The sequence below is a fragment of the Alcanivorax sp. VBW004 genome (assembly GCF_009718865.1).
Classification (GTDB): domain Bacteria; phylum Pseudomonadota; class Gammaproteobacteria; order Pseudomonadales; family Alcanivoracaceae; genus Alcanivorax.
In genome coordinates, this window is the sequence record NZ_WNHC01000001.1 from 901,500 (window position 1) to 923,828 (window position 22,329).

General features: G+C 56.0%; 17 protein-coding genes. 9 read left to right on the top strand and 8 right to left on the bottom strand.

What is annotated here, in order from left to right; translation table 11 throughout:
- Positions 1-46: 46 nt before the first annotated feature.
- Positions 47-697 carry a response regulator transcription factor gene (locus F1529_RS04120; protein ID WP_155132329.1) on the bottom strand — a complete coding sequence of 217 codons (651 nt, stop codon included), beginning with the start codon at positions 695-697 and terminating at the stop codon, positions 47-49.
- Positions 698-845: 148 nt separating this feature from the next.
- A complete protein-coding gene (acs, locus tag F1529_RS04125; protein WP_155132331.1) occupies positions 846-2,795 on the bottom strand; it encodes an acetate--CoA ligase in 1,950 nt (649 codons plus the stop codon).
- 382 nt (positions 2,796-3,177) lie between these two features.
- Between acs and F1529_RS04130 the strand changes: the two genes are divergently transcribed.
- On the top strand, positions 3,178-4,377 hold the full coding sequence (locus tag F1529_RS04130; protein WP_007149794.1) for a DcaP family trimeric outer membrane transporter: 1,200 nt from the start codon (positions 3,178-3,180) through the stop codon (positions 4,375-4,377).
- Positions 4,378-4,570: 193 nt separating this feature from the next.
- Here the strand turns inward: F1529_RS04130 and F1529_RS04135 are convergent, their stop codons facing one another.
- From F1529_RS04135 to F1529_RS04150, 4 genes are all read right to left on the bottom strand, one after another.
- The gene (locus F1529_RS04135) at positions 4,571-4,969 is read right to left on the bottom strand and encodes an ectoine synthase (RefSeq protein WP_007149683.1); all 399 of its coding nucleotides are present in this window, start codon (positions 4,967-4,969) and stop codon (positions 4,571-4,573) included.
- A gap of 92 nt (positions 4,970-5,061) precedes the next feature.
- Positions 5,062-6,366, bottom strand: a complete 1,305-nt coding sequence (gene ectB / locus F1529_RS04140; RefSeq protein WP_155136971.1) for a diaminobutyrate--2-oxoglutarate transaminase — start codon at positions 6,364-6,366, stop codon at positions 5,062-5,064.
- A gap of 67 nt (positions 6,367-6,433) precedes the next feature.
- Positions 6,434-6,976 (bottom strand): diaminobutyrate acetyltransferase, encoded by a 543-nt coding sequence (gene ectA, locus F1529_RS04145; protein ID WP_007150912.1) that lies wholly within the window; start codon positions 6,974-6,976, stop codon positions 6,434-6,436.
- 4 nt (positions 6,977-6,980) lie between these two features.
- Positions 6,981-7,517: a MarR family winged helix-turn-helix transcriptional regulator gene (locus F1529_RS04150; RefSeq protein WP_063519882.1), complete on the bottom strand. Its 537-nt coding sequence runs from the start codon at positions 7,515-7,517 to the stop codon at positions 6,981-6,983.
- 358 nt (positions 7,518-7,875) lie between these two features.
- On the opposite strand from F1529_RS04150, the gene F1529_RS04155 reads away from it, so the two are divergent.
- Together F1529_RS04155 and F1529_RS04160 are read left to right on the top strand one after the other, a co-directional pair.
- Positions 7,876-8,460, top strand: coding sequence for a TRAP transporter small permease (locus F1529_RS04155; protein WP_155132333.1), 585 nt, complete (start codon positions 7,876-7,878; stop codon positions 8,458-8,460).
- A 51-nt stretch (positions 8,461-8,511) separates the two neighbouring features.
- Positions 8,512-9,792: a TRAP transporter large permease gene (locus tag F1529_RS04160; RefSeq protein ID WP_370456950.1), complete on the top strand. Its 1,281-nt coding sequence runs from the start codon at positions 8,512-8,514 to the stop codon at positions 9,790-9,792.
- Between the two features lie 101 nt (positions 9,793-9,893).
- On the opposite strand, the gene dctP is transcribed toward F1529_RS04160, so the two are convergent.
- Positions 9,894-10,916 carry a TRAP transporter substrate-binding protein DctP gene (gene dctP / locus F1529_RS04165; protein WP_039926384.1) on the bottom strand — a complete coding sequence of 341 codons (1,023 nt, stop codon included), beginning with the start codon at positions 10,914-10,916 and terminating at the stop codon, positions 9,894-9,896.
- Positions 10,917-11,121: 205 nt separating this feature from the next.
- Here dctP and F1529_RS04170 point away from each other — a divergent pair, with 205 nt between their 5' ends.
- The 6 genes from F1529_RS04170 to F1529_RS04195 all read left to right on the top strand — a co-directional run bounded on the left by F1529_RS04170 (position 11,122) and on the right by F1529_RS04195 (position 21,627).
- The gene (locus F1529_RS04170) at positions 11,122-12,033 is read left to right on the top strand and encodes a tetratricopeptide repeat protein (protein ID WP_039926383.1); all 912 of its coding nucleotides are present in this window, start codon (positions 11,122-11,124) and stop codon (positions 12,031-12,033) included.
- A 175-nt stretch (positions 12,034-12,208) separates the two neighbouring features.
- A complete protein-coding gene (folE2, locus tag F1529_RS04175; RefSeq protein ID WP_230457703.1) occupies positions 12,209-13,168 on the top strand; it encodes a GTP cyclohydrolase FolE2 in 960 nt (319 codons plus the stop codon).
- 435 nt (positions 13,169-13,603) lie between these two features.
- The gene (locus F1529_RS04180) at positions 13,604-16,234 is read left to right on the top strand and encodes a LuxR C-terminal-related transcriptional regulator (protein ID WP_196220365.1); all 2,631 of its coding nucleotides are present in this window, start codon (positions 13,604-13,606) and stop codon (positions 16,232-16,234) included.
- A gap of 306 nt (positions 16,235-16,540) precedes the next feature.
- Positions 16,541-19,288, top strand: a complete 2,748-nt coding sequence (locus F1529_RS04185) for a peroxidase family protein (RefSeq protein WP_196220366.1) — start codon at positions 16,541-16,543, stop codon at positions 19,286-19,288.
- 366 nt (positions 19,289-19,654) lie between these two features.
- On the top strand, positions 19,655-19,972 hold the full coding sequence (locus F1529_RS04190) for a hypothetical protein (RefSeq protein WP_155132335.1): 318 nt from the start codon (positions 19,655-19,657) through the stop codon (positions 19,970-19,972).
- A gap of 74 nt (positions 19,973-20,046) precedes the next feature.
- The gene (locus F1529_RS04195) at positions 20,047-21,627 is read left to right on the top strand and encodes a P-loop ATPase, Sll1717 family (RefSeq protein WP_155132337.1); all 1,581 of its coding nucleotides are present in this window, start codon (positions 20,047-20,049) and stop codon (positions 21,625-21,627) included.
- Positions 21,628-21,791: 164 nt separating this feature from the next.
- On the opposite strand, the gene F1529_RS04200 is transcribed toward F1529_RS04195, so the two are convergent.
- Complete coding sequence (locus F1529_RS04200; protein ID WP_039926371.1) at positions 21,792-22,310, bottom strand: outer membrane beta-barrel protein; 519 nt, start codon at positions 22,308-22,310, stop codon at positions 21,792-21,794.
- Positions 22,311-22,329: the final 19 nt, after the last annotated feature.

The following is a 22,329-nucleotide window of genomic DNA, read 5'->3' on the forward strand; positions in this document are numbered from 1 at the left end:
AATCGCGCCGCCAGCGACGCTCCTACCGCGACTCAACCTTTAGCGCTTAGTCCAGGCCGGGAGGCTCGATGGCCAGGTCTTTGAGGGCCAGTACCGCCTGGGTGCGATTGCGCACACCCAGCTTGCGAAAAATGGCGGTCATATGGGCTTTCACGGTGGCTTCCGATACGTCCAGCTCGTAGGCAATCACCTTGTTCTGCATGCCTTCCATGAGCATGCCCATGACCCGAAACTGCTGCGGGGTCAGGCTGGTGATTCGCTCGCTCATGGCGGAGTGGTCTGGCAGCGTTGGGGGCATGGCTCGGCGGGCTTTTTCCGGTAGCCAGCGTTCGCCGTCCATGATCTTGCGCATGGCATCAGTCATGGTGTCCACGGAAGCGGATTTGGGAATAAAGCCGTCGGCACCAAAGTGAATGGCGCGCTGGATCACGTCCACGTCCTCGGTGGCTGAAATTACCACCACCGGCACCTTGCGGTATTGCTCACGCAGGTACACCAGGCCGGAAAAGCCGTGGGTGCCGGGCATGTGTAAATCCAGAAGAATGACATCGAAGGGGATTGCTTGCTGGCCCAGCACTTCCAGAGTGGCGAGCGAGTCGGCTTCATGGATGGTGGCACCGGCAAAGCTGGCCTCTACGGCCTGTATCAGGGCCGCACGGAACAGGGGGTGATCATCGGCAATCAGTATGGTTGTCATGGCTCTGATTTAAGCATGTTGCGTGCGAAGAGCCCAAAAAAAGATGGGAATGAAAAAAAGATGCTGCCCGGGGAGGGCAGCATGGGGAAAGGAAACACAGAAAACATCCATGTTTCATCAGCGTATGCGGTTTCAAGTGGCGTCTGTATCAACGGTTCAGCCGGGTTTCAACCAGGTTGGCGACCACCGCCGGGTCGGCCAGGGTGGAGATGTCGCCCAGGCTGTCGTGTTCGTTGGCCGCCACCTTGCGCAGGATGCGGCGCATGATTTTGCCGGAGCGGGTTTTCGGCAGCCCATGGGTAAAATGGATCAGGTCAGGGGTGGCAATGGGGCCGATTTCCCGGCGCACCCACTGGCGTAATTCGTCATGCAGCGCATCGCTGGTGTGCTCGCCATCATTCAGGGTCACATAGACATAAATGCCCTGGCCCTTGATGGTATGGGGATAACCGACGACGGCGGCTTCGCACACCTTGGGGTGTGAGACCAGGGCGCTTTCCACTTCCGCGGTGCCCATGCGATGACCGGACACATTGATGACATCGTCCACGCGCCCGGTAATCCAGTAGTAGCCGTCTTCGTCACGGCGTGCTCCGTCACCGGTGCAGTAATAACCGGGGAAGCTGGTGAAGTAAGTTTGCACAAACCGCTGGTGATCGCCCCACAGGGTGCGGGCCTGGCCGGGCCAGCTATCGGCGATGACCAGATTGCCTTCTGCAACGCCGTGCAGCAGCTTGCCGTCGTTATCCACCAGCGCCGGCTGGACACCGAAAAAGGGCAACGTGGCAGCGCCGGGTTTGGCTTCAATGGCACCGGGCAGAGGGCAGATCATGATGCCGCCGGTTTCTGTCTGCCACCAGGTGTCGACCACAGCGGCCTGGCTGTTACCCAGCTGGTCATGGAACCATTGCCAGGCGGCCGGGTTGATGGGCTCCCCGGCCGTGGCCAGGATGCGCAGGCTGTCGCGTCGACTGTTGGCACAGCAATGATCGCCGCCGGCCATCAGCGCGCGGATGGCGGTGGGAGCGGTATAAAGAATGTCGATATTGTAGCGGTCAATAATATCGCCGACCCGTTGATCGTCCGGGTAGTTGGGCACCCCTTCGAACATCACGCAGGTGGCGCCGTTGGCCAACGGACCGTAGACCAGATAAGTATGCCCGGTAATCCAGCCCACATCGGCGGTGCACCAGTACACTTGCCCCGGGTGGTAATCGAAGGCCAGCTGGTGGGTCAGCGAGGCATAGACCATGTAGCCGCCGGTGGTATGCAGCACACCCTTTGGCTGCCCGGTGGAGCCGGAGGTATAGAGGATGAATAGCGGGTCTTCCGCATTCATGGGCTCCGCTGGGCAGTCGCCGTCACTGAGTGCCAGCTGCTCATGAAAATCCAGATCGCGTTGCGCAAACCAGCGACTGTCACAGCCCACATGGTTCACCACTAATACCTTGTCGACGCTATCGGTGCCGGCCTGTTCCAGTGCGGCATCCACGTTGTCTTTTAGCGGTACGATCTTGCCGCCGCGACGCCCGCCGTCTGCGGTGATTACCATTTTGGCACCGCAATCGGCGATGCGGCCCGCCAGGGCGTCCGGAGAAAAGCCGGCGAACACCACTGAATGAATGGCGCCGATGCGGGCGCAGGCGAGCATGGCGAATACCGCTTCGGGAATCATGGGCATGTAAATCATCACCCGGTCACCTTTGCCAATGCCCTGCTGTTTGAGGGTGTTGGCCAGCTTGCAGACGTGTTGGTGTAACTGCTGATAGGTGATCTGCCGGCGATCCTGGTCCGGAGAGTCCGGTTCCCACAGTAGTGCTATGCCGTCTCTGTTGGTGGCCAGGTGGCGGTCAATACAGTTTTCTGCGGCATTCAGCTCACCATCATGAAACCAGCGAATGTGCAGATCATCGGGGCTGAAATGGGTGTCGCGAATCTGTTGGGGGAAGTGCTGCCAGTCGATCCGCTGTGCCTGTCGGCGCCAGAAGCCAACACTGTCATCCAGACTGTGTTGGTACAACGCATGGTAATCATTGCCGTCAATCCAGCAGCGATCTTTCAATGCCTCTTTAACCGGCATACGCAGGCCCGTTTCCATGGGACTTCCCTCACTCGAAAAAGTGCTCACCAGAAAAGTGGAGCAGAAATGAATGCCAAGAGTGTGCAAAAACAGGAGGCCGGGCTGAATTAGACCTTGGTCTTAATGACGCCACAGGCGACACGCTTCACGCAACAAGGAAAAGCCGTCAAGGCACTGCTCCGGGTTTATCTCTCTGTTTGTGGGAGGCGATGCTGGCATCGTGCGGTTATTCAGTAGGCAGAAACCTTGTCATCACTCACGTTTCCCTGGTCAGGCATTTCGCGTCGGGCCTCTGGTGTTTAATCACCTTCGACCTATGGCTAATAGAGTGTTGGTACAACGCTCAGCAAGCTGTCAATCGGAGTCACTTTCGTGTTGATGACAATAAGAGGACAGGGCCATGACAGTAAAAAAAGCCACGTACCTGTGCGGCGCTCTGGTGCTGGCGCAGGCAGGCATTGCCAGCGCCGATACCACGCTGGAGGAACGTATCATCGTGCTTGAAGAGCGGATGGATGGTGTAAAGAGCGGTAATACCCAAATCGATTTCGGCGGCTTTATCAAAGCCGATACCATGTTGAGTAAATACAGCGATGGCGACCTGGCTGGCGGCTCGGTCGGGCGCGATTTCATGGTGCCGTCCACGATCCCTGTTGGGGGAGAGGCCAGCTCGGAAGAGTTGGACTTTATTGCCAAGCAAAGCCGCTTCTGGCTGAAAAGTGAAACCATGACCTCTGCCGGCATGGTGCGGGGGCATATCGAAATTGATTTCCAGACCAACGATATCGGTGACGAGCGCATCAGTAACAGCTATGCACCGCGTATTCGCCATGCCTATCTCACATGGGACAAGTGGTTGTTCGGGCAGACCTGGTCCACCTTCTTTAATGTGAGCGCGCTACCGGAAACGCTGGATTTTGTTGGTGCAGCGGGGACGGTGTTTGAGCGTCAGCCCCAGATTCGTTATACCAGCGGTGGTCTGATGCTCGCGGTTGAGAACCCGTCCACGACGCTCTACGGCGGTGCGCAGAACCCCTATGACGACAATGCCATGCCGGACCTGGTGGCGCGCTATAACATTGCTGGTGACTGGGGCAATGTCAGTGTCTCTGCCATGGGGCGTGAACTGGCTTATCAGGATACGATTGGTGGTGTGGATCAGGATGAAAGCGAGTACGGCTACGGCCTGTCGCTGGCGGGCCGCATGATGCTGGGGGCCATGGACGATATTCGTTTCCAGGCGAACTATGGTAATGCGCTGGGCCGTTACACCACGCTCAACGCGTTCCGCTCAGGACAGATCGAGGCGGATGGCAGTATCGAGCTGATTGATCAATGGAGCGGTGTGCTGGCGTTGCGTCATCACTGGAGTGATCGCTGGCGTTCCAACTTTGCGGTTTCAGTAAGTGAAGCGGATAACCCCGATACCGTGGCGGTGACCACCAGCAAGCGGGTGCAAAGCGCCCACGCCAACCTGATCTGGCAGGTCGCGAAACCGCTCTCTCTTGGTGGCGAGCTGATCTATGGTGATCGGGAAATCGAGAATGGGGACGACGGCAATCTCAAGCGCGTGCAGTTCACTGCCAAGTATGCGTTCTGAATAAGAGGCGCTGCACGCAACATGCAGCACGTCACACGCAAAAGAAAGGGGCGCTTCGGCGCTCCTTTTAATTGCGGGTTTGGCGTGTTGCGTGAAGCATGGTGGATGTTGCGGCCGCGAAGAGACATAAAAAAGGACGCCGAAGCGTCCCTTTTTTGCGTGCAAGCCTGTTGCATGCAGCATGATGCGTCTCTTAATCCACATCTGCCGGGTACACGCCGTTCTCGTCGTGCACTTCCTTGCCGCTCAGGGGCGGGGTAAAGGCACAGGCGACGACCATGTCTTCGTTTTCGCCACCGTAGAGGTAATGCTCATCGTGCTCGTCGAGCAGATAGATGGTGCCCGGGGTCAGGTCATAGACCTTGCCGTCATCCAGGGTTTCGATCTTGCCACTACCGGAAATCACGTAGACGGATTCCCAGTGGTTGGCGTATTTGATGTGGGTCTTGGTGCCTTTGAAGATGGTGGTGATGTTGAACGAGTGCCCCATCTTGTCTTCTTTCAGAGACAGGCGGACAGACTGCCAGTTACCGTTTTCGGCTTTAACACAGCGGTCAGACTTCTCGGCTTCAGCCAGAGTGCGAACGATCATGGATAACTCCTGAGCTAAAAAATCGGGGGGAGGGAGAAATAACGCTCCCCCATTCTCCCGAGAAAGGAGGTGGGGGAGCGTGAACCGCCGTGTTAGGCAGTGATGCTGGCCACGGAGTGAGCTTCGCCGCGCTTGATGCGGTCGGTCATCACTTCGTCCACGCTTTCCTTGACGATCTCAAGGGCGCGAACCAGATCTTCTTCGCTGATGGTCAACGGGCACAGTGTCTTGATCACCTGATCATCGGCGCCGGAGGTTTCAATCACCAGCTGACGCTTGAAGCAGGCTTTGGTGATTTCGCCAGCGACTTCGCCATCGCGGGCGACCAGGCCCTGCATCATGCCGCGGCCGTTCAGGTAGAACCAGTGATCATCGTAGCTGGCGGCGATAGCGCGGAAGTGGTCGGTAATGATGTCCGCTTTCTTCTGCACTTCCTTGGCGAACTTGTCATCGCGCCAGTAGTGGTTCAACGCTGCAGCGGCAGTCACGAAAGCCAGGTTGTGGCCACGGAAGGTGCCGTTATGCTCGCCCGGCTTCCACAGATCCAGTTCCGGCTTCATGAGTACCATGGCGAAGGGCAGGCCATAGCCGCTCAGGGACTTGGACAGGGTGATGATGTCCGGGCTGATGCCGATGTCATCAAAGCTGAAGAAAGAACCGGTACGACCACAGCCAGCCTGGATGTCATCCAGAATCAGCAGCATGTCGTGCTTGCGGCAGACTTTTTCCAGGTTACGCAACCAGTCGAAGCTGGCCGCGTTGATGCCGCCTTCGCCCTGTACGGTTTCCACGATGACGGCGGCAGGATGGTCAACGCCGCTGGAGGAATCGCCCAGTACCTTGTCCAGGTATTCGGTGGTGTCGAAGGCATCGCCCAGGTAGCCGTCGTACGGCATGGGGGTGACACCGCCCATGGTAACGCCAGCGACGCCACGGTGGTGGCTGTTACCGGTAGCGGCCAACGCGCCCAGGCTTACACCGTGGAAGCCGTTGGTGAAGCTGATGATGTTCTCGCGGCCTTTGATGTTACGGGCAATTTTCAGTGCCGCTTCCACCGCGTTGGTGCCGGTGGGGCCGGTGAACTGCATCACGTGGTCCATGTCGCGAGGTTTCAGGATGGTTTCATAGAAGGCATCCATGAACTCACGTTTGGCAGCGGTATGCATGTCCAGGCCGTGAACGATGCCGTCGCGCTGGATATATTCCAGCAGCTTTTCTTTCAGGACAGGGTTGTTGTGGCCGTAGTTCAAGGTGCCTGCGCCGGCCAGGAAGTCGATGTATTCCTTGCCATTTTCGTCGTACAGATAGCTGCCTTTGGCCTGATCGAATACCACCGGAAAGCTACGTGCATAGCTCATTACTTCCGATTCGTGGCTTTCAAAAATGTCTGTATCCATGGTTTCTGTACTCATGATTCCTGGTCCTCGCTTGAATTAGGGTTTGCTGGTGCGTTGCGGGCTGCGTTTACGCTTCGTCGCGATTAAACGGGCCGATCCGCAGCAGGTATTCGTCGTTATGTTCGCCGGCAAAGTGAATGCGCGAATCGAACAGAATAAATTCTTCCGTGGGCATGCTGCGCTGGTAGGCGAAGCTGCGGAACATGCCCCAGGAGGCTTCGTTGTCCGGGGTGATGGTGGTCTCAATGAACTGAACATCGGTGCTTTCTTCGCGCTCGATCAGTTCGGCCAGCATGCGCTTGGCCAGGCCCTTGCCCCGGGCTTTTTCGTGCACCGCTACCTGCCAGACAAACAGGACATTTTGCTGCTTGGGCGGGATGTAGCCGGAAATAAAGCCGACCAGGTCGCCGTCCATCTCTGCCGCCACGGAGGTGTCGGCAAAGTGGGTGCACTGCAGCAAGTTACAGTAGACGGAGTTCTCGTCCAGCGGCTTGCACTCGCTGATCAGTTTGTGAACCCGGCTACCGTCCTGGCTTTCAGGTTTACGAAAGGTGATGTCATCCGATTTGTCGGTGGATGAATCCGTTTTTTTCGCATCGTCTGCTGACATGGTTTCACTTATGGTCCGTTTTGGAGAAAGAGTTTGCGTCCCGGCGGCTGTTCATTTCTACCGCCGGTTGCGCGCGATCAATGGCCCCCAGATCCAGCACCGGCGAGGCGTCGATATCGCCGGCATTCATCATTGCCGCAACCCGCTGCAGGGAGCTAAGAATTAAAGATTGCTCCCAATCCTCAAGGCGGTCAAAGCGTTCGATGAATTCGTCCTGGAGCGGGGTGGGGGCCTTCTCGATGATATCCAGGCCGGCGGAGGTCAGGTGGGCATAAACACGGCGTTTATCCTGCTCACCACGCTTGCGGCCCAGTAGCTCCCGCTTTTCCAGACGGTCGAGAATGGTGGTGACGGTGGCCTGGCTCAGCGATACCTCGTTGGCCAGATCCCCCATGGTCATCTCACCGTGCGCCGCAATCGCCTGCATGATGAGAAGCTGGGGCGATGTCAGGCCGGATACCTTGCTCAGCTTTCGTGAGTAGAGGTCCGTGGCGCGAATGATCTGTCGTAATGCGATTAGCACGTCTTCGTGTCTGGCCATTGCCGAAAATTCTCTTGATAACAAAGTAATGTGACCGAAATTAGACATGGTTTGTCTGCAATCACCTTTGAGATGTAAAGATTCTATCTCCATCAAAACAGGGCAATGGCGAGTAATCCCTTGCGATAAGTGGTAGGCTATCTTAGAGATAAAACATTTAGATGTCAAAATAAATACCGGGCAGTGACGGTGTTGTGACCGGCTATATCGTCTGCATTCCTTGCTCTGCGGGGGTTTACGACCTGCCAGGGGGAAAGGCTCGCAGTTTCGACAATCGCACATGCTTTGTGTCACAAAGGACTTCTCAAGTTCCCGAATCCGGGGGCTGTTTTTCGTCGTCGTGTTTATAGGCGTTGCCATGATGATTGATTCCTTTCTTCTCGTACTTTCCTGGCTGGATCGCACCCTGGGGGTGATTGAGCGCGTCATTATCGGCGGCTGCATTCTGGCCATGGCCCTGCTGATGAGTGGCCATGTGGTGGGGCAGACCCTGTTTGATGAAGGGATTCCCGGCACCTATGAAGTGGTGAAAATGCTGATCGTGATACTGACCTTCGTAGGGCTGGGCTATGCGGCTCGTCACGCCCGCCACATCCGTATGTCCGCCATCTATGAACAGCTCAATGGCAAGGCCCGCAAGGGGCTGCAGATGTTGATCTGCCTGGGGACGGCGACGCTGATGTTTTATTTCGCCTGGAAATCCGGTCAGTACGTCTTTGATATTCAGGAGCGTGGCCGGGTGAGTGCGTCGCTGCAGGTGCCCATGTGGCTGGTCTACCTGTCACTGCCTGCGGGGTTCAGCATGGCCGGCATCCAGTACCTGCTGACCTTTACCCGCAATGCGGTATCGCCGGGTGTCTGGCGGTCGTTCAACGAAGAAGAAAGCTATGAAGCGGTGCCGCTGGGCGCGGCAGCGGTGGATGATCAGGATGGCCAGCGCTGATGCGTAGCCGGTTTTTTGCTGTGAGTGCTGCTGAATGAGGGGGTTGTCGCTGTGTTAATCATTCTGGCTGTGATCATGCTGGTGTTGCTGATGATGGGGTATCCCATGATGGTGCCGCTGGCGGTGGGGACATTGTTCATGATGTTCACCGGGCTGACTTTCTTCGGCCCGGACCAGGCCATCACCTGGATGGTCAATGGGGTTGGCAGTTGGGTGCTGGCGGCCGTGCCCATGTTTATCTTCGCCGCGGATATTCTCACCAAGGGCCATACCGCCAATCGGTTGCTGGATGTGGTGGATGCCTTTACCCGGCATCTGCGCGGCGGTTTGCCCATTACGACGGCCATGTCTTGCGCGGTGTTTGGCGCGGTATCCGGTTCCACCCAGGCCACGGTGGTGGCCATGGGTGGTCCCATGCGGCCACGTCTGCTGGCCAAGGGTTATTCCGATAGCTTTGCGCTGGCGCTAATTATCAATGCCAGTGATATCGCCCTGCTGATCCCGCCCAGCATTGGTTTCATTGTCTATGGCGTGGTGATGAAAACCTCCATTGGCGACCTGTTTTTGGCCGGTATTATCCCGGGCCTGCTGGTGTTGCTGATGTTTTCCGTCTACTGCTGGATTGGCGCCCGGGTCAAAGGGATTGAGCCAGAGGAGCGCGCCAGCTGGGGGGTACGCTTCAAGACCATGCGCGGCGCGATCTTGCCACTGGGCTTCCCGATTCTGGTGGTCGGCGGCATTTATGGCGGGCTGTTCAGTGCGGTGGAGGCGTCGGCCATCGCGGTGGCGTATGCCTTGCTGCTGGAAGTGGTGATTTTCCGCAAGGTCAGCGTGAAGGACCTGGGCGGGCTGGCGTTGTCCTCCGGGATGATCACCGCGGTGGTCTTTATCCTGGTGGCCATTGGTGCGGCGTTTTCCCACACCCTGGGTACTGCCGGGATTCCCGAGAAGCTGCTGGGGCCGGCCATTGAATCCATTGGCCAGAATCAGGTGGCGGCGCTGGCGTTGATCGCTGTGGCATTCTTTATTGGCTGCATGTTCGTGGACCCTATCGTGGTGATCCTGATTCTGGTGCCGATCTTCAAGCCATTGATTGAATCCGCCAACCTGGACCCGATCCACGTGGGCGTTATTGTCACCTTGCAGGCGGCCATCGGCTCGGCCACGCCGCCGTTCGGGTGCGATATCTTCACCGCCATCGCGGTATTTCGTCGCCCCTATCTGGAGGTGATACGCGGCACGCCGCCGTTTATCTTCATGCTGTTGATAGCGACCTTCGTTCTGATTTTGTTCCCGCAGTTGTCATTGTGGTTGCCGGGGTTGGGTGGCTGATTAGCGCTTAACCTGCTGCGAGCCCCGTGCTGTGGCCGCAGAGCGGCACAAAAAAGCCCGGCCAGTTGGCCGGGCTTTTTCATGTTCGGCTACCAGGGGGGTTACTGCCCTTTGGCGGCCTCGTCGAAGGCGGACAGCAGGGCATTGAGTGACTGTTCACCCCGTGCGCCCACTTCATCGATGTAGATCTGACGTACCGGCTTGGCTTTCTTGCGGAAGGCGTCACGCTGGGCCTCGGTCAGTTCAACAATATTGATGTCGCTCTTTTCCTTGATGGTTTCCAGCCGCTCTTCGTTGTACTGGGTCTGGATATCATGGCCTTCGCGCACCAGGGTCTTGGTGATGCCGTCGATCATCTTCTGCTGGTCCGCAGACAGGCCGTCGTACCAGTCGGCGTTACCGATCAGGGTGGCGACGAACTGGGATTGCTGCGCAAAGATCATGTAGTCCTGCACTTCATAGAACGCCATTTCCTCGTGGGCAAACACCGGCTGGATGTTGCCTTCCGCCTGGCCCTGCTGCAGCGCGCTGTACAGTTCGCCGTAGGCAATGGAGGTGGGGGAGGCGCCATAGGCCTTGTAGGTGGCCCGCAGCAGGCTGTTGTCCATCACGCGAATGCCCAGATTCTCGATGTCCTCCGGGGTGTTGATGGCCTTGTTGGTGGTCCACACCTGATAGCCTTCCGGCAATGCCGCCAGCGGCACCAGGCTGCGCTTGCGGAACGATTCCTGCCACGCCTTGCTCTTCAGGAAGGTGTCGCTGTTCAGGCCTTGTGCGGTTACCCATTGATCGCTGGGCATGATGTAGTTCAGGTTGAGCAGCTGGCTTTCCGGTACGGTGCCGCCCAGGGCGCCGGAACCAAAACCAAGCTGAATGGCGCCGCCCTGGATCGCGTCATACAGCGCGGAGTAGCTGGAGCCCCATTTGCCATAGGGGAGCAGTTGAACGTCAATCTCCCCGTCACTTTTTTCTTCCACCAGCGCTTTGAAACGTTCGGCGTAACTGTGCTGAACACTGCCTTCAATTTCCTCCAGGCCAAAACGCCAAGTGTCGGCGTTGACGGTGGTGGTCGTGGCGGCAAGAAAGCCAAAAGTAGCGGCGCAAATAAATCGATTAAGTCGCATGCCTTTACCTTGATATTGCTTGTGGGTGGCATTCACTACATTGCATCGGGGCTAGGCTGTCAAGGGAGCAGCCTGCAACGCTGGTACCTCGGCAGGCTTGATGCGACCATAGGCAATGTTTCCCGGTGTGTTCCCGTCTGCGCGAGTTTTCCTGGCGGGAAAGGCACAGGCAAAAGGCGATTGGGTGTATTGAGAGGGCAAGGCATTGATCAGACACATTCTGCGTACCGGTCTATTGGGCATGTTGTTGGCGCTGGCTGGCAGTCTCTGGGCAGAACAGGAGCCCGCTTCGCCTGAGCAAGCGCCGAGAGCGGAGGCCCAGAGCGAGATCGAAAAAGGGCCGGTGATTTCCCAGTTCCGGGAAAACTGGATCCTCGGTGAGCTGCGTGCCCTGCGCCAGGACATGATGGAATACCGCAACCAGATGAACCTGCTGGTCACCGACCGGGAGCTGGAAGTGGCCGACAAGGCCATGGGGTATGCCACCAACACGGTGACCTACTTTTTCTACCTGATTGCCGGTGCCGCTTCGATTCTCGCCCTGGTCGGCTGGTCCACCATTCGTGACCTGAAAGACAACGTGCGGGTGTATGCGGAAAAGGAAATGGCGCGTCTGACCAGCGAGTACGAATCCCGCCTGGCAGACCTGGAGCGCGAGCTGCGCCGCAAATCCCTGTCCATCGCCGAGAACCAGGAAGAAATCGAGCGAACCAACGACATTCACAGCCTGTGGCTCAAGGCCACCAAGGAGCCCAGCGCCCAGGCCAAGATCGAGCTCTATGACCGGATTCTGGAATTGCGCCCGGATGATCCGGAAGCGCTGGCCTGGAAAGCCGATGCGGCTCTGGAGCTGGGCGAGCAGCGCTGGGCGCTGAGCCTGTGCGACCGGGTGCTGGAAGTGGACGAGGAGAACTCGCATGCCCTGTACCAGCGTGCCTGCGCCTGGTCCGGGCTGGGAGAAATCGAGAACGCCCTGACCGACCTGGCCGCCGCCATCCAGACCTCGGAAACCCTGCGCCGCCACGCCCGTAGCGAAGAAATGTTCGAGCCCCTGCGCGAGCTGCCCCGCTTCCTGGAATTGGTCGGAAGCGACGAAGATTCGGGCTTTTCTGCCTGATAGCCCCTTTCTGTTGCGGTTATAGCGAAACCTGCGCCCGTAAATGGTCAATTTGCGGGTAACTTTCTGCTAGACTTGCCCCCCTTGTATGAGCGGGCGATGACGAACGGATTACCGTTTCGTTCACCTGGGCAGCCTTATCCTGGCTGTTTTCAGTGCCCCTATGGAGAATCCCATGACTCGTGACAACGGTGCCGGTAGCACCAAACAGATGCCGGATGTGGCGTCCAACTCCATGGTGGATCATATCCACACGACCCTGGATTGGGTGGGCATGAGTGAGATCCACTTGCCAGCCCGCGTCAGCGATACCCTGGCTGGCGAGCGCCCGGTGAGCACCTCTATCCAGGCCTATGTGAACCTGGCCAATGCGGATGCCAAGGGCATTCACATGTCGCGCCTGTTCCTGATGCTGGAAGAAACCTTTGGTGATCACTCGGTCAGTGCCGGCTCCATCGAGCAACTGCTGCGTAACTTCCTGCAGACCCATGAAGGCCTCAGTACCCGTGGCTTCGTGCAGCTCGACTTTGAATATTCCATGCGCCGTGCGGCACTGAAGAGCAGCTATTCCGGCTGGAAGAGCTACCCGGTTAGCATCAAGGGCACCCTGTGTGAAGACGGCATGCGTATTGAGCTGTCGGTGGAAGTACCGTACTCGTCCACCTGCCCCTGCTCGGCCGCGTTGTCCCGCCAGCTGATTCAGGAGCAGTTCCGCAAGGACTTCGCCGAAGGCAAAGTGGATGCGGACGCAGTGTTCGAATGGCTGGGCACCGAAGAGGGTGTATTGGCCACTCCGCACAGCCAGCGTTCCATCGCTCAGGTGCGCGTGCTGCTGGATCACACCGAAGGCGACGCCTTCCCGATCACGGCGCTGATCGATTCCATCGAAGGCGCCCTGAAAACCCCGGTACAAACCGCGGTAAAACGGGTAGATGAACAGGAATTTGCGCTGTTGAACGGGCAAAACCTGATGTTCTGCGAAGATGCGGCCCGCCGCCTGAAAACCGCGCTGGACCCGCAGTCCTGTTACAAGGATTTTTGGTTGCGTGTGAACCACCTGGAAAGCCTGCACGCCCACAACGCGGTGGCGATTGTGACCAAGGAAGTGGATGGTGGTTACCTGCCGATTCCTTGATTAGGAGACGCTGCACGCGACACGCTTCACGCAGCACGGAAAAGAACGTATTCCCGTGACGATTACCGTTATCGCGGGTGATAACACCAAAGCCCTCTTCCCTTGGTCGGGAAGAGGGCTTTTTTGTGTTTGTTGGTAGATGGGGCTCACTCCGCTTTTTGTGGGCGTGATGGTTCCACCGCGAAGGGCGCCTGCCCCTGATCCAGTGCTTCGTGGTGAAGCCCGGTTTCAATTGTCCGGCACCGGGCGTCAGGCTGCTTATTGTCGTCACTACGAGGCTAAAATATTGCACGGCAGTCCAAGTGAAATGCGAACCCGGTACGTGTATACCGTGCCGCTATCCGCTAAATTGCCTATTGAAGAAACACCCAGAGTGCGTGCGGGAATGCACTAACTCACTGAAAAATAATAAAAAGACGCCAGGAAGCGATTGCTATGCCCAGCTCGGAGACGCCCCGGCCCCTGAGTGGCCGGTTTTATCGTGCAGACCTTGTCACCCTTCTGAACCAGTCGAACCGGGTGCCGTTAACCTTGTTACTGGCCCCGGCTGGCGCCGGCAAGTCCACCTTGTTGAACCAGTGGCAGGCGCAGCCCGGCGAGCGCCATGTGGTGCAGATGGGATTACAGCGCGCCGATGATGACCCGGTGCGGTTCTTGCGCCGTTTCGCCGAGAAGACCCGGGCCGCGGTGCCGGCGTTTGATACCTCCTGGTTTATGCCGTTCGACGTGTCCGAGCTGCCGCCGTCGTCCATTGCCGACTCACTGTATGACGCCCTGCAGCAAGTGGCATTGCCGCTGTTTATCGTGTTCGACGACTTTCAGCATATCCAGAGCGAAGAAACGCTCAGTGTGATCGCTACCTTGTTGGCAGACCCGCCCGATAATGTGCACCTGATTATTGCCAGCCGCACCCAGCCATTGTTTGACGTCAGCCGGCTGCGGTTGGACGACCAGGTGCTGGAGATCAGCGCCGTCGACCTGAAAGTGCGGCGCAGCGAGGTGAGCGAACTGAATCAACGGCTGGGCGGCGAGGCCCTGGAAGAGCAGGCCCTGGATCACCTGATGGCGATTACCGAAGGCTGGGTGGCCGGGGTGAAAATTGCCCTGCTGGCGGGGATTCGATCGGGGATGCAAACCCTGCAGGACTTTAACGCCAGCCAGCCGGAAATCATGGATTATTTCGGGCATGCGGTGCTCAAGGGGTTGCCGGATTCTGCGCGCACCTTGTTCATGCAAAGTGCCCTGCTGGACACCGTCAACGCCGAGCTTGGCGATGAAATTCTGCAAACCCGCCAGTCCGCACGGTTGATTGATGAACTCACCAGCCGGGAGCTTTTTCTGGTGCCGGTGCCTGGCAAGCCGGCCAGCTATCGCTATCACGCCTTGCTGCGGGATTTTCTGCAGGCACGGCTGAAAATCGAGATGCCCGACTGCATTGTGCCGATTCACCGGCGGGCGACCCGTTACTTCATCAAGACCGGCAATTTCGAACAGGCTGTCTGGCATGCCTGGCGCACCGGTGATGCTGCGCTGTTCGGTAACTGCCTGGAAAAAAGTTTCGAGTTCTGGCTGCAGGAAGGGTATTCCAGCCACATTCTTGAATGGGCGGAAACCCTGGACGATGAAACCATACTGGGCCGCCTTGAGCTGGCGGCTCCCCTGATCAGCACGCTGACCCTGTCACGGCGATTCTTTCGCGCCCGCTATTATCTTGATGCTCTCAAGGAGCAGGACTTTTCCGGCAAGGAGGCTCGATACCATCACAGTCAGACGGTGGATTTTCTGGAGCTGCATTTGCAGTTATTTCAGCACGATACCGACTTCATGGAAGGGGCTAATCTTTCGTTGCTTATGGAAAGCAGCGGCCACCGGGATATCCGTGCCTTCTCGCTGGCCATGGTGGCTTATTACCACTTGCAGCATGGTCGCCTGGAGTCCGCGCTGGCCTTTTCCTCCCAGGCCCGGGACGTGTTGTTGCGGCTGGGGCAGCGTTTTACGGCGGGTTATGCCGGGTTGATCACTGCGTTGGCCAACCAGCAGCTTGGCCACATTGGTGAAGCGGTGGCCTTCATCGTCGAGAACTTTAACAACACCCGCAGGGATTGCCCCACCTGGTCGTTGTGGGCCACCGGAATGGTGGTGGTGTTATACGACCAGAATCGTCTGGAAGAAGCGCAACAGGTCTGTGAGGACCTGCTGCCCATGGTCTCGTCTGCTTCCGCCACAGAAGTGATATCCACGGTTTATCTCACCCTGTCACGGCTGCAGCATCTGCAGGGAAAGCAGAAAAGCGCCGAGCGGATGCTGGAGAAACTGTTGGGCATTTTGCAGCTGGGGAATTACGAACGTTTTGTCAGCATGGCAGTGCTGGAGATGACGCGCCAGGCGTTACTCACCGGCAACTGGCAGCGGCTGGATGTGGTAGTGGACCGTTTTGAGTTGGCGGCCTGGGTGGAAGAAAACCTCGAGGGTGAGGCGTCCATGTATAGCCAGAGCTGGGAGCGGCGCGGGCTGGCCGCAGTGTACTGGCTGATGGCTCATGGCCGTAATGCGGAGGCAGAAACACTGTTGCGCCGGTTGTTGGCGGTGGTGAAAGGGGCGGGCATCAAGACCCGGGCTTCCATCATTGAGGCCAACCTGCTGGTGCTTACCTCAAAAGCCGCCACGGCCACCGAACAAAGCCGCAAGGTGGATGCGTTGATCACCCGCTATGGTCTGCTCAACATCAATCGCTCCGTGTTTGATGAAGCGCCAGGCCTGGCGGGGTTGATGAATCGGCTGTGGTCGGCAGGGCAGTTGCTGTTGCCGGATTTCTATACCGGGCTGTTTCCGGCGGTATTCAACGCCACCCCGGCCAGTGATCCCCTGGAAGTGGATCCGGATTCCGTCCTTACCCCCAAGGAAAACGAAATTTTCGAGTTGCTGCAAAGCGGCATGACCAATGCTCAGATCAGTGAATGCACTGGCGTTTCTGTCACCACCACCAAATGGCACCTGAAAAACATCTACAGCAAGCTGGGTGTCTCCAATCGTACCGAAGCCGTGCTGCGCGCCACGCCTAGATGAGTTGAAAGTTCAAAGTTTAAAGTTGAAAAGGAAAGCTGAAATCCGTGCTTGTCTCTGCAGCGCTCCTGCGAAACCCGGCTTCTGGGCGCGGGCTCGATCCAGCAAATCGTCCCCCGCCGCCTCTCGCGCTTTTAAACTTTAAACTTTGAACTTTCAACTGCTCCCCAAACCTTGAACCCGTTCGCGCTTTTTCGTTTTCCCCCTCCACCCCCTCCCGGGGGAGGGGGTGGAGGGGGTGACCCCATTGCTAGAGTGCCGTCGTTGTCATCAGACATACCCCGAGAATAAAAACGACGGAGGTTTATCATGGCTATGTCCCCCTGGGTTACCTGGCCAGCCCTGACCAAGTTCGGTTCACTTGGCGTAATGGGCGCCCTGCTGGTTCTTGCCGGTCAACGGGAAGATCTGCTCGAAAACAATATGTTCGACATGGAAAGCTGGGGTGAAAAAAACGCCAGCATCGTCTGCGATGAGCGCAGCCATGTGGCCCGTACCGAAGACGGTACCTGTAATATCCTGGACAATCCGGCGGAAGGCTCCGCCAATGTGAACTTCGGCCGCAACGTGGATCCGGCCTCGTCCTTTGCGGAATCGGAAAGCGGCAATCTGCTGACCCCGAACCCGCGGGAAGTCAGTAACCTGATCATGTCCCGGGGCGGCGATTTCAAACCCGCCACCACCCTGAACTTCATCGCCACCTCCTGGATCCAGTTCATGGTCCATGACTGGTTCGATCATGGCCCGCGTACCGACGCCAACCCGATTGAATTTCCGCTGCCGGCTGGCGACGTGCTGGGCTCCGGCACCATGTCCGTGCAGCGTACCCGCCCGGACCCGAATGTCAGCGGCGATGAATCCCTGGTGACCTACGAAAACATCAACACCCACTGGTGGGATGGCTCGCAGCTATACGGCAGCGACAAGGAAACCAACGACGAAGTGCGTTCCTTTGTGGACGGTAAGCTGAAAGTCGACAGCAATGGCCGCCTGCCTACGGAATTCCTCAGCGGCAAACCGGTTACCGGCTTCAGCGAAAACTGGTGGGTGGGGCTGAGCATGCTGCATCACCTGTTCACCCAGGAGCACAACGCCATTGCCGACATGCTCAAGGCGAACAACCCCGGTGCTTCCGATCAGTGGCTCTACGACCATGCCCGGCTGATCAACGCTGCCTTGATGGCCAAAATCCACACCGTGGAATGGACCCCGGCGATTCTTGCCAACCCGGTGCTCGAGCGTGCCATGTACGCCAACTGGTGGGGCTTGGGCGGTGACCGTGACAAGCGCGACAAATTCCAGGATGACCTGGACGAGCTGAACAACAATCTGGGTGAACTGGGCGGCATCTTCAACCTGCTCGGCATCGATAACGATCTGGGGCAGGGCGATACCAGCTCTATCGAACACGCCCTGGCTGGCCTGGTGGGCTCGCGCACCCCGAACAACTACGGCGTGCCCTACACCCTCACCGAAGAATTTGTTTCCGTGTATCGCATGCACCCGTTGCTGCGTGACGAGATCAAGGTCTACGACATCGGCTCCAACGTGGTGGACGAAGAAATTCTGCTGCAGGACACCCGTAACGGTGATGCGGAAGATCTGCTCACCGACGTGGGTCAGGATCGTCTGTGGTATTCCTTCGGTATCACCCACCCGGGTGCGCTGACACTGAACAACTACCCGGACTTCCTGCGTAACCTGTCCATGCCGATGATTGGCGACATTGATATGGCGGCCATCGACGTGCTGCGTGACCGTGAACGTGGCGTGCCCCGTTACAACGAGTTCCGTCGCCAAATCGGCCTCAAGCCGATTACCAGCTTCGAGCAGTTATCCAGTGATCCGCAGCTGGTGGCTGACCTGAAGGCGCTGTACAACAACGATATCGAAATGATCGATACCCTGGTGGGCCAGCTGGCAGAAGAGACGCGCCCGGAAGGCTTCGGCTTCGGCGAAACGTCTTTCCAGATCTTTATCCTCAATGCGTCACGTCGCCTGATGACCGACCGCTTCTTCACCACCGATTACACTGACGAGGTTTACACCGCTGAAGGGATCGACTGGGTAGAAGAGAACACCATGGTCGACATCATCCGTCGCCACTACCCGAACCTGGCCAGCAGCCTAGTGGGCATGGATAACGCCTTCAAGCCCTGGGGCCTGAAAATTCCCGAGGACTACCAGTCCTGGTCTGCCCAGGCGAAACAGGACCACCTGTGGGTCAACGGTGCCCTGCGTACCAGCTACGAAGACGGTGAAGTGCCGGCCATCGAACCCATCGATATTGGCGGCCTGATCAACTCCGTCCTGTGGAAGAAAGTGCAGGATGTCACCGACGTGAGCCCGCCGGGCTACAGCAAGCCGATTCACCCTCGCGGTGCGCTGGCCAAGGTGCAGTTCGTGCCGACGGCAGGCCATGGCTACACCGGCCTGTTCCAGGGAGCAGACCATGGCCTGCTGCGCCTGTCGGTAACTGGCGATCCGTCGGACCGTGGCTTTGCACCGGGGCTGGCGCTGAAATTGATGGTGGATGGCAAGCGTTCTGAAAACGTGTCCGCGCTCTATACCCTTAGCGGGCAGGGCGATAACCACAATATCTTTGCCAACGAGCTGTCCAACTATGTCCAGCCGGAAGTGAACGAAACCCTCGGCACAACGACGCTGTTCTCGCTGGTGTCCAGAAAGCCGACGCTGGTAGTCATGAGTGACATGGCCAAGGTGAATCAGGATGGTTCGTCAGTGAGCAATGCCAACACCCCGTCTCAGGTTTATTTCGTGCCCAACGGTGATTTGAAGAACACTATCAGCACCGCGCCCCACGACTTCCGTGACGACCTGACCGCCCTGAACCCCGGCACCAAGGTGTATGACGTTTACGCGACCTCCAAGTCCATCAAAACGTCCATCTGGCCCTGGGTCACCGCACGCTACGCCCGTGAACGCCGCAACAGCGCCACCAAAGTCGGTGAGCTGGTCATGGCGTCCCCGTTCACCCTGTCCCAGTTCGGCGACACCGGCATCTTCTTCAAGCACCAACGGTACGAAGATCGCTAAGGGAGAGCGATAACCAGGGTTACACTCCTCAAGCCCGGGCGACGCAAGTCCCCGGGCTTTTTTGTGTCTGCGCGGGCGGTCCCTGCCTCGTGCTCACCGGACGAGGGTGTCTTGCTTGTAGGATATGGCTTACAGAAAAAGCTAAACAGTTGATATAAAGTGATTTTCAGGGAAAGGGGAATTCGGGATAACTCAGGAAATAACCCGCTGCTTCGAGTTTTTCCAGGTGAGAAAGGTTATCAACTTTTCTCCATCCTATTGTATTGACTGGATCTTCTGGCGGAGGCGGGCGGTGGTTGATTAAGAGTTATGTCGAAAAAAGATATGTCGAACGGTTCGACTGAATACGCTGTTAGAGGAGGGGGTATGGAAGAGAAAAGGGTGATTTTCTCGTTTTGGGCGTTTGTCACAATAGGAGTGACTATTGGTGTGGCGAGCGGTATTCCTATTGGTGTATTTGGGGCATTGGCCGCGCTTTGGGAGGCGGATTTTGTTGGGGGAATCCTGGCGATTCCTACAGTGATTTTTTTTAATGCCTTAGGGTTTGGTGTTTCTGCGCTGATTGGGTTCATTCCATATAAATGGCTAGCAAAGAAGTTCTATAAGCTCGGTGTTTTGAGTGGTGAGTTCAGCGAACCTACTGAGCCAGGTGATGTAAGCTTTGCTGATTCCTCTAACAAGTAGCAGCATGCCGACCTTCGGCGGCTGTGCTAGGCGTTATGTTTAAAAAATACCAATCATCTTTCAAGGGAAGGTCCATGTTACCAATTGAAAAGCTAAATTTAGGCTTCAACGATGCTGTAAATTATAGACGTCGCGAAAATAAGAATGACTTCAATCAGCTGTTTATAAAAAATAACAAACTAGAAGAGCTCATGTTGCCTCAAAATTACTTCTTAATCGGCGACAAAGGTACAGGTAAAACAGCGTATGCGGTTTGGTTGGCCAATAATGCATATGAAAACACACTGTCATCAGTAAACTATATTCGAGAAACTGAATATCAAAAATTCGTTACATTAAAGAAAGAAAAAAACCTAAGTCTTTCAGACTATACAAATATATGGAAAGTCATCATTCTTTTGCTTTTGTCAAAGAATATTTACGAAACCGAGGGCCAAGAGAGCCTGCTGAATAAATACATTCGGTTTAGAGCGATAAATAAAGCAATTGATGATTACTACGAAGGAGCCTTCTCGCCTGAAATAATGAATGCAATGGAGTTTGTTGAACACTCTTCAGCTTCCGCAAAATTAATGTCTGAATATGCGGTGGCCGAAGGGATTACATCAAATACAAAGACGTTTACTGAACAAAAGTATCAAACAAATCTATTGTATATCCAAAGGAAGTTTGAAGACGCCCTTAAATCACTAAAACTAGATAAAAATCATACTCTGTTCATTGATGGTATAGATTTAAGACCTGCTGGAATAGATTATCCCGACTATCTTGAGTGCGTGAAAGGTCTCGCCAATGCGGTCTGGAGTTTGAATAATGATCTTTTTGCACCTATTAAAGATTCCAAAGGTAGAATCAAGGTTGTTATCCTATTGAGGCCAGACATTTTTAACTCCATTGGACTTCAAAACGCAAACAATAGGATTAGAGACAATTCCGTATACCTTGACTGGCGCATTCCATATGATCGGTTTGAAAGCTCAGAATTATTCAAACTACCAAACCGTTTGCTATCTCTGGGTCAATATGGTGACAAAGATGATAATTATTGGGAGCAGTACTTTCCTTATACTGTAGATGTGCAAGGGAAGAAGGAGCACTCATTTATTTCGTTCCTTAGATTTTCCTATTTTAGGCCAAGAGATATCGTAACGATGATAAACCTCTTGAAAGAACTCCATATTGAACATGGAAGAAGCAGGAATTATTTTATTGAAGAGGATTTCAGGGATCCGCAGTTTAGGCGTCGTTATTCCGAATACCTATTGGGAGAGGCTAAAGACCACCTTTCATTTTATTATTCAGAAAAAGACTACGAGGCCTTCCTCAAGTTTTTTGAGTTTCTTAAAGGTGACTATGCATTTTCATATGCAGAGTATAAGACATGCTTTTCTAATTACTTAGACTTTCTGGATAGGAATGCTATAGCACGGCCTGAGTTTGTAGGTAATGACGCTGAATTTCTACAATTCTTGTACGAACTGAATATTATATTTTGTATAGAGAATGCAGGTGATGGGAAACGGTATTTTTTCTGGTGTTTTAGAGATAGAAGTGTTTCAAATATTAACCCTAGAGTAAAAACAGATTGCCGATACGAGATATTTTATGGGCTAGGGAAGTCTCTCAATGTAGGAAAGCAGTTTAAAAAAACATAAAAAGTAAAGGCAGCGGACGCTGTAGTTCCCCCGCTTTAGTGGCCGCCTTCTCCTGATCAAAGAACCTGCCCCGCCTCTCCGACAAACCCCACAATAAAAAACGCCCACCTTCCGGTGGGCGTTTTGCGTTCAGCATGATGCTTGAAGCGTGCTGCGTGTCCTAATCAGAACCGGCCGTTCAGGCCCAGCCCCAGGTTGGTCACTTCGTCACCGCTGCGATCCACCAGCCGCATGTATTCCAGGTTGATGAACAGGGTTTTGGTGATGGTGAAGTCCACGCCCAGGCCCAAAGACAGGTCTTTGTAGTTTTCCCCGTCGGAGCCACCGAACGCATTCTTCTCGGTGGTTTCCATGTAGGTGGCACCGATCAGGCCGTAGGGGCGCACGGGCATGGTGTTGGGGAACTGGCCGCGGAAGTAGGCGCCGTAGTAACGGTCGATTTCCACGTCTACGTTGTTGCTCAATTCATCTTCACCGACGCCCAGACCCAGGCGTACTTCGCCACCGAGGGTCTCGTCGCGGTTGATCCAGCTACCGAACTTGAATTGCAGGGCTTCGGGTTTGGCGCTGGCGGTGGTGTTATCCGGCTCGATGTCGCTGCTGATGAAATCGATACCGGCAAAACCGCCGGCGTTGGCGAAAAGGGGCATTGCCAAAGCAGCGGCAAACAATACTTTTTTCATGGGTTCTCCCACTGGATGT

Bases quoted from the DNA above. Each gene is read 5' to 3' on its own strand.
- F1529_RS04120 (WP_155132329.1), bottom strand. From the start codon at position 697: ATGACAACCATACTGATTGCCGATGATCACCCCCTGTTCCGTGCGGCC.
- acs (WP_155132331.1), bottom strand. From the start codon at position 2,795: ATGGAAACGGGCCTGCGTATGCCGGTTAAAGAGGCATTGAAAGATCGC.
- F1529_RS04130 (WP_007149794.1), top strand. From the start codon at position 3,178: ATGACAGTAAAAAAAGCCACGTACCTGTGCGGCGCTCTGGTGCTGGCG.
- F1529_RS04135 (WP_007149683.1), bottom strand. From the start codon at position 4,969: ATGATCGTTCGCACTCTGGCTGAAGCCGAGAAGTCTGACCGCTGTGTT.
- ectB (WP_155136971.1), bottom strand. From the start codon at position 6,366: ATGGATACAGACATTTTTGAAAGCCACGAATCGGAAGTAATGAGCTAT.
- ectA (WP_007150912.1), bottom strand. From the start codon at position 6,976: ATGTCAGCAGACGATGCGAAAAAAACGGATTCATCCACCGACAAATCG.
- F1529_RS04150 (WP_063519882.1), bottom strand. From the start codon at position 7,517: ATGGCCAGACACGAAGACGTGCTAATCGCATTACGACAGATCATTCGC.
- F1529_RS04155 (WP_155132333.1), top strand. From the start codon at position 7,876: ATGATGATTGATTCCTTTCTTCTCGTACTTTCCTGGCTGGATCGCACC.
- dctP (WP_039926384.1), bottom strand. From the start codon at position 10,916: ATGCGACTTAATCGATTTATTTGCGCCGCTACTTTTGGCTTTCTTGCC.
- folE2 (WP_230457703.1), top strand. From the start codon at position 12,209: ATGACTCGTGACAACGGTGCCGGTAGCACCAAACAGATGCCGGATGTG.
- F1529_RS04180 (WP_196220365.1), top strand. From the start codon at position 13,604: ATGCCCAGCTCGGAGACGCCCCGGCCCCTGAGTGGCCGGTTTTATCGT.
- F1529_RS04185 (WP_196220366.1), top strand. From the start codon at position 16,541: ATGGCTATGTCCCCCTGGGTTACCTGGCCAGCCCTGACCAAGTTCGGT.
- F1529_RS04190 (WP_155132335.1), top strand. From the start codon at position 19,655: ATGGAAGAGAAAAGGGTGATTTTCTCGTTTTGGGCGTTTGTCACAATA.
- F1529_RS04195 (WP_155132337.1), top strand. From the start codon at position 20,047: ATGTTACCAATTGAAAAGCTAAATTTAGGCTTCAACGATGCTGTAAAT.
- F1529_RS04200 (WP_039926371.1), bottom strand. From the start codon at position 22,310: ATGAAAAAAGTATTGTTTGCCGCTGCTTTGGCAATGCCCCTTTTCGCC.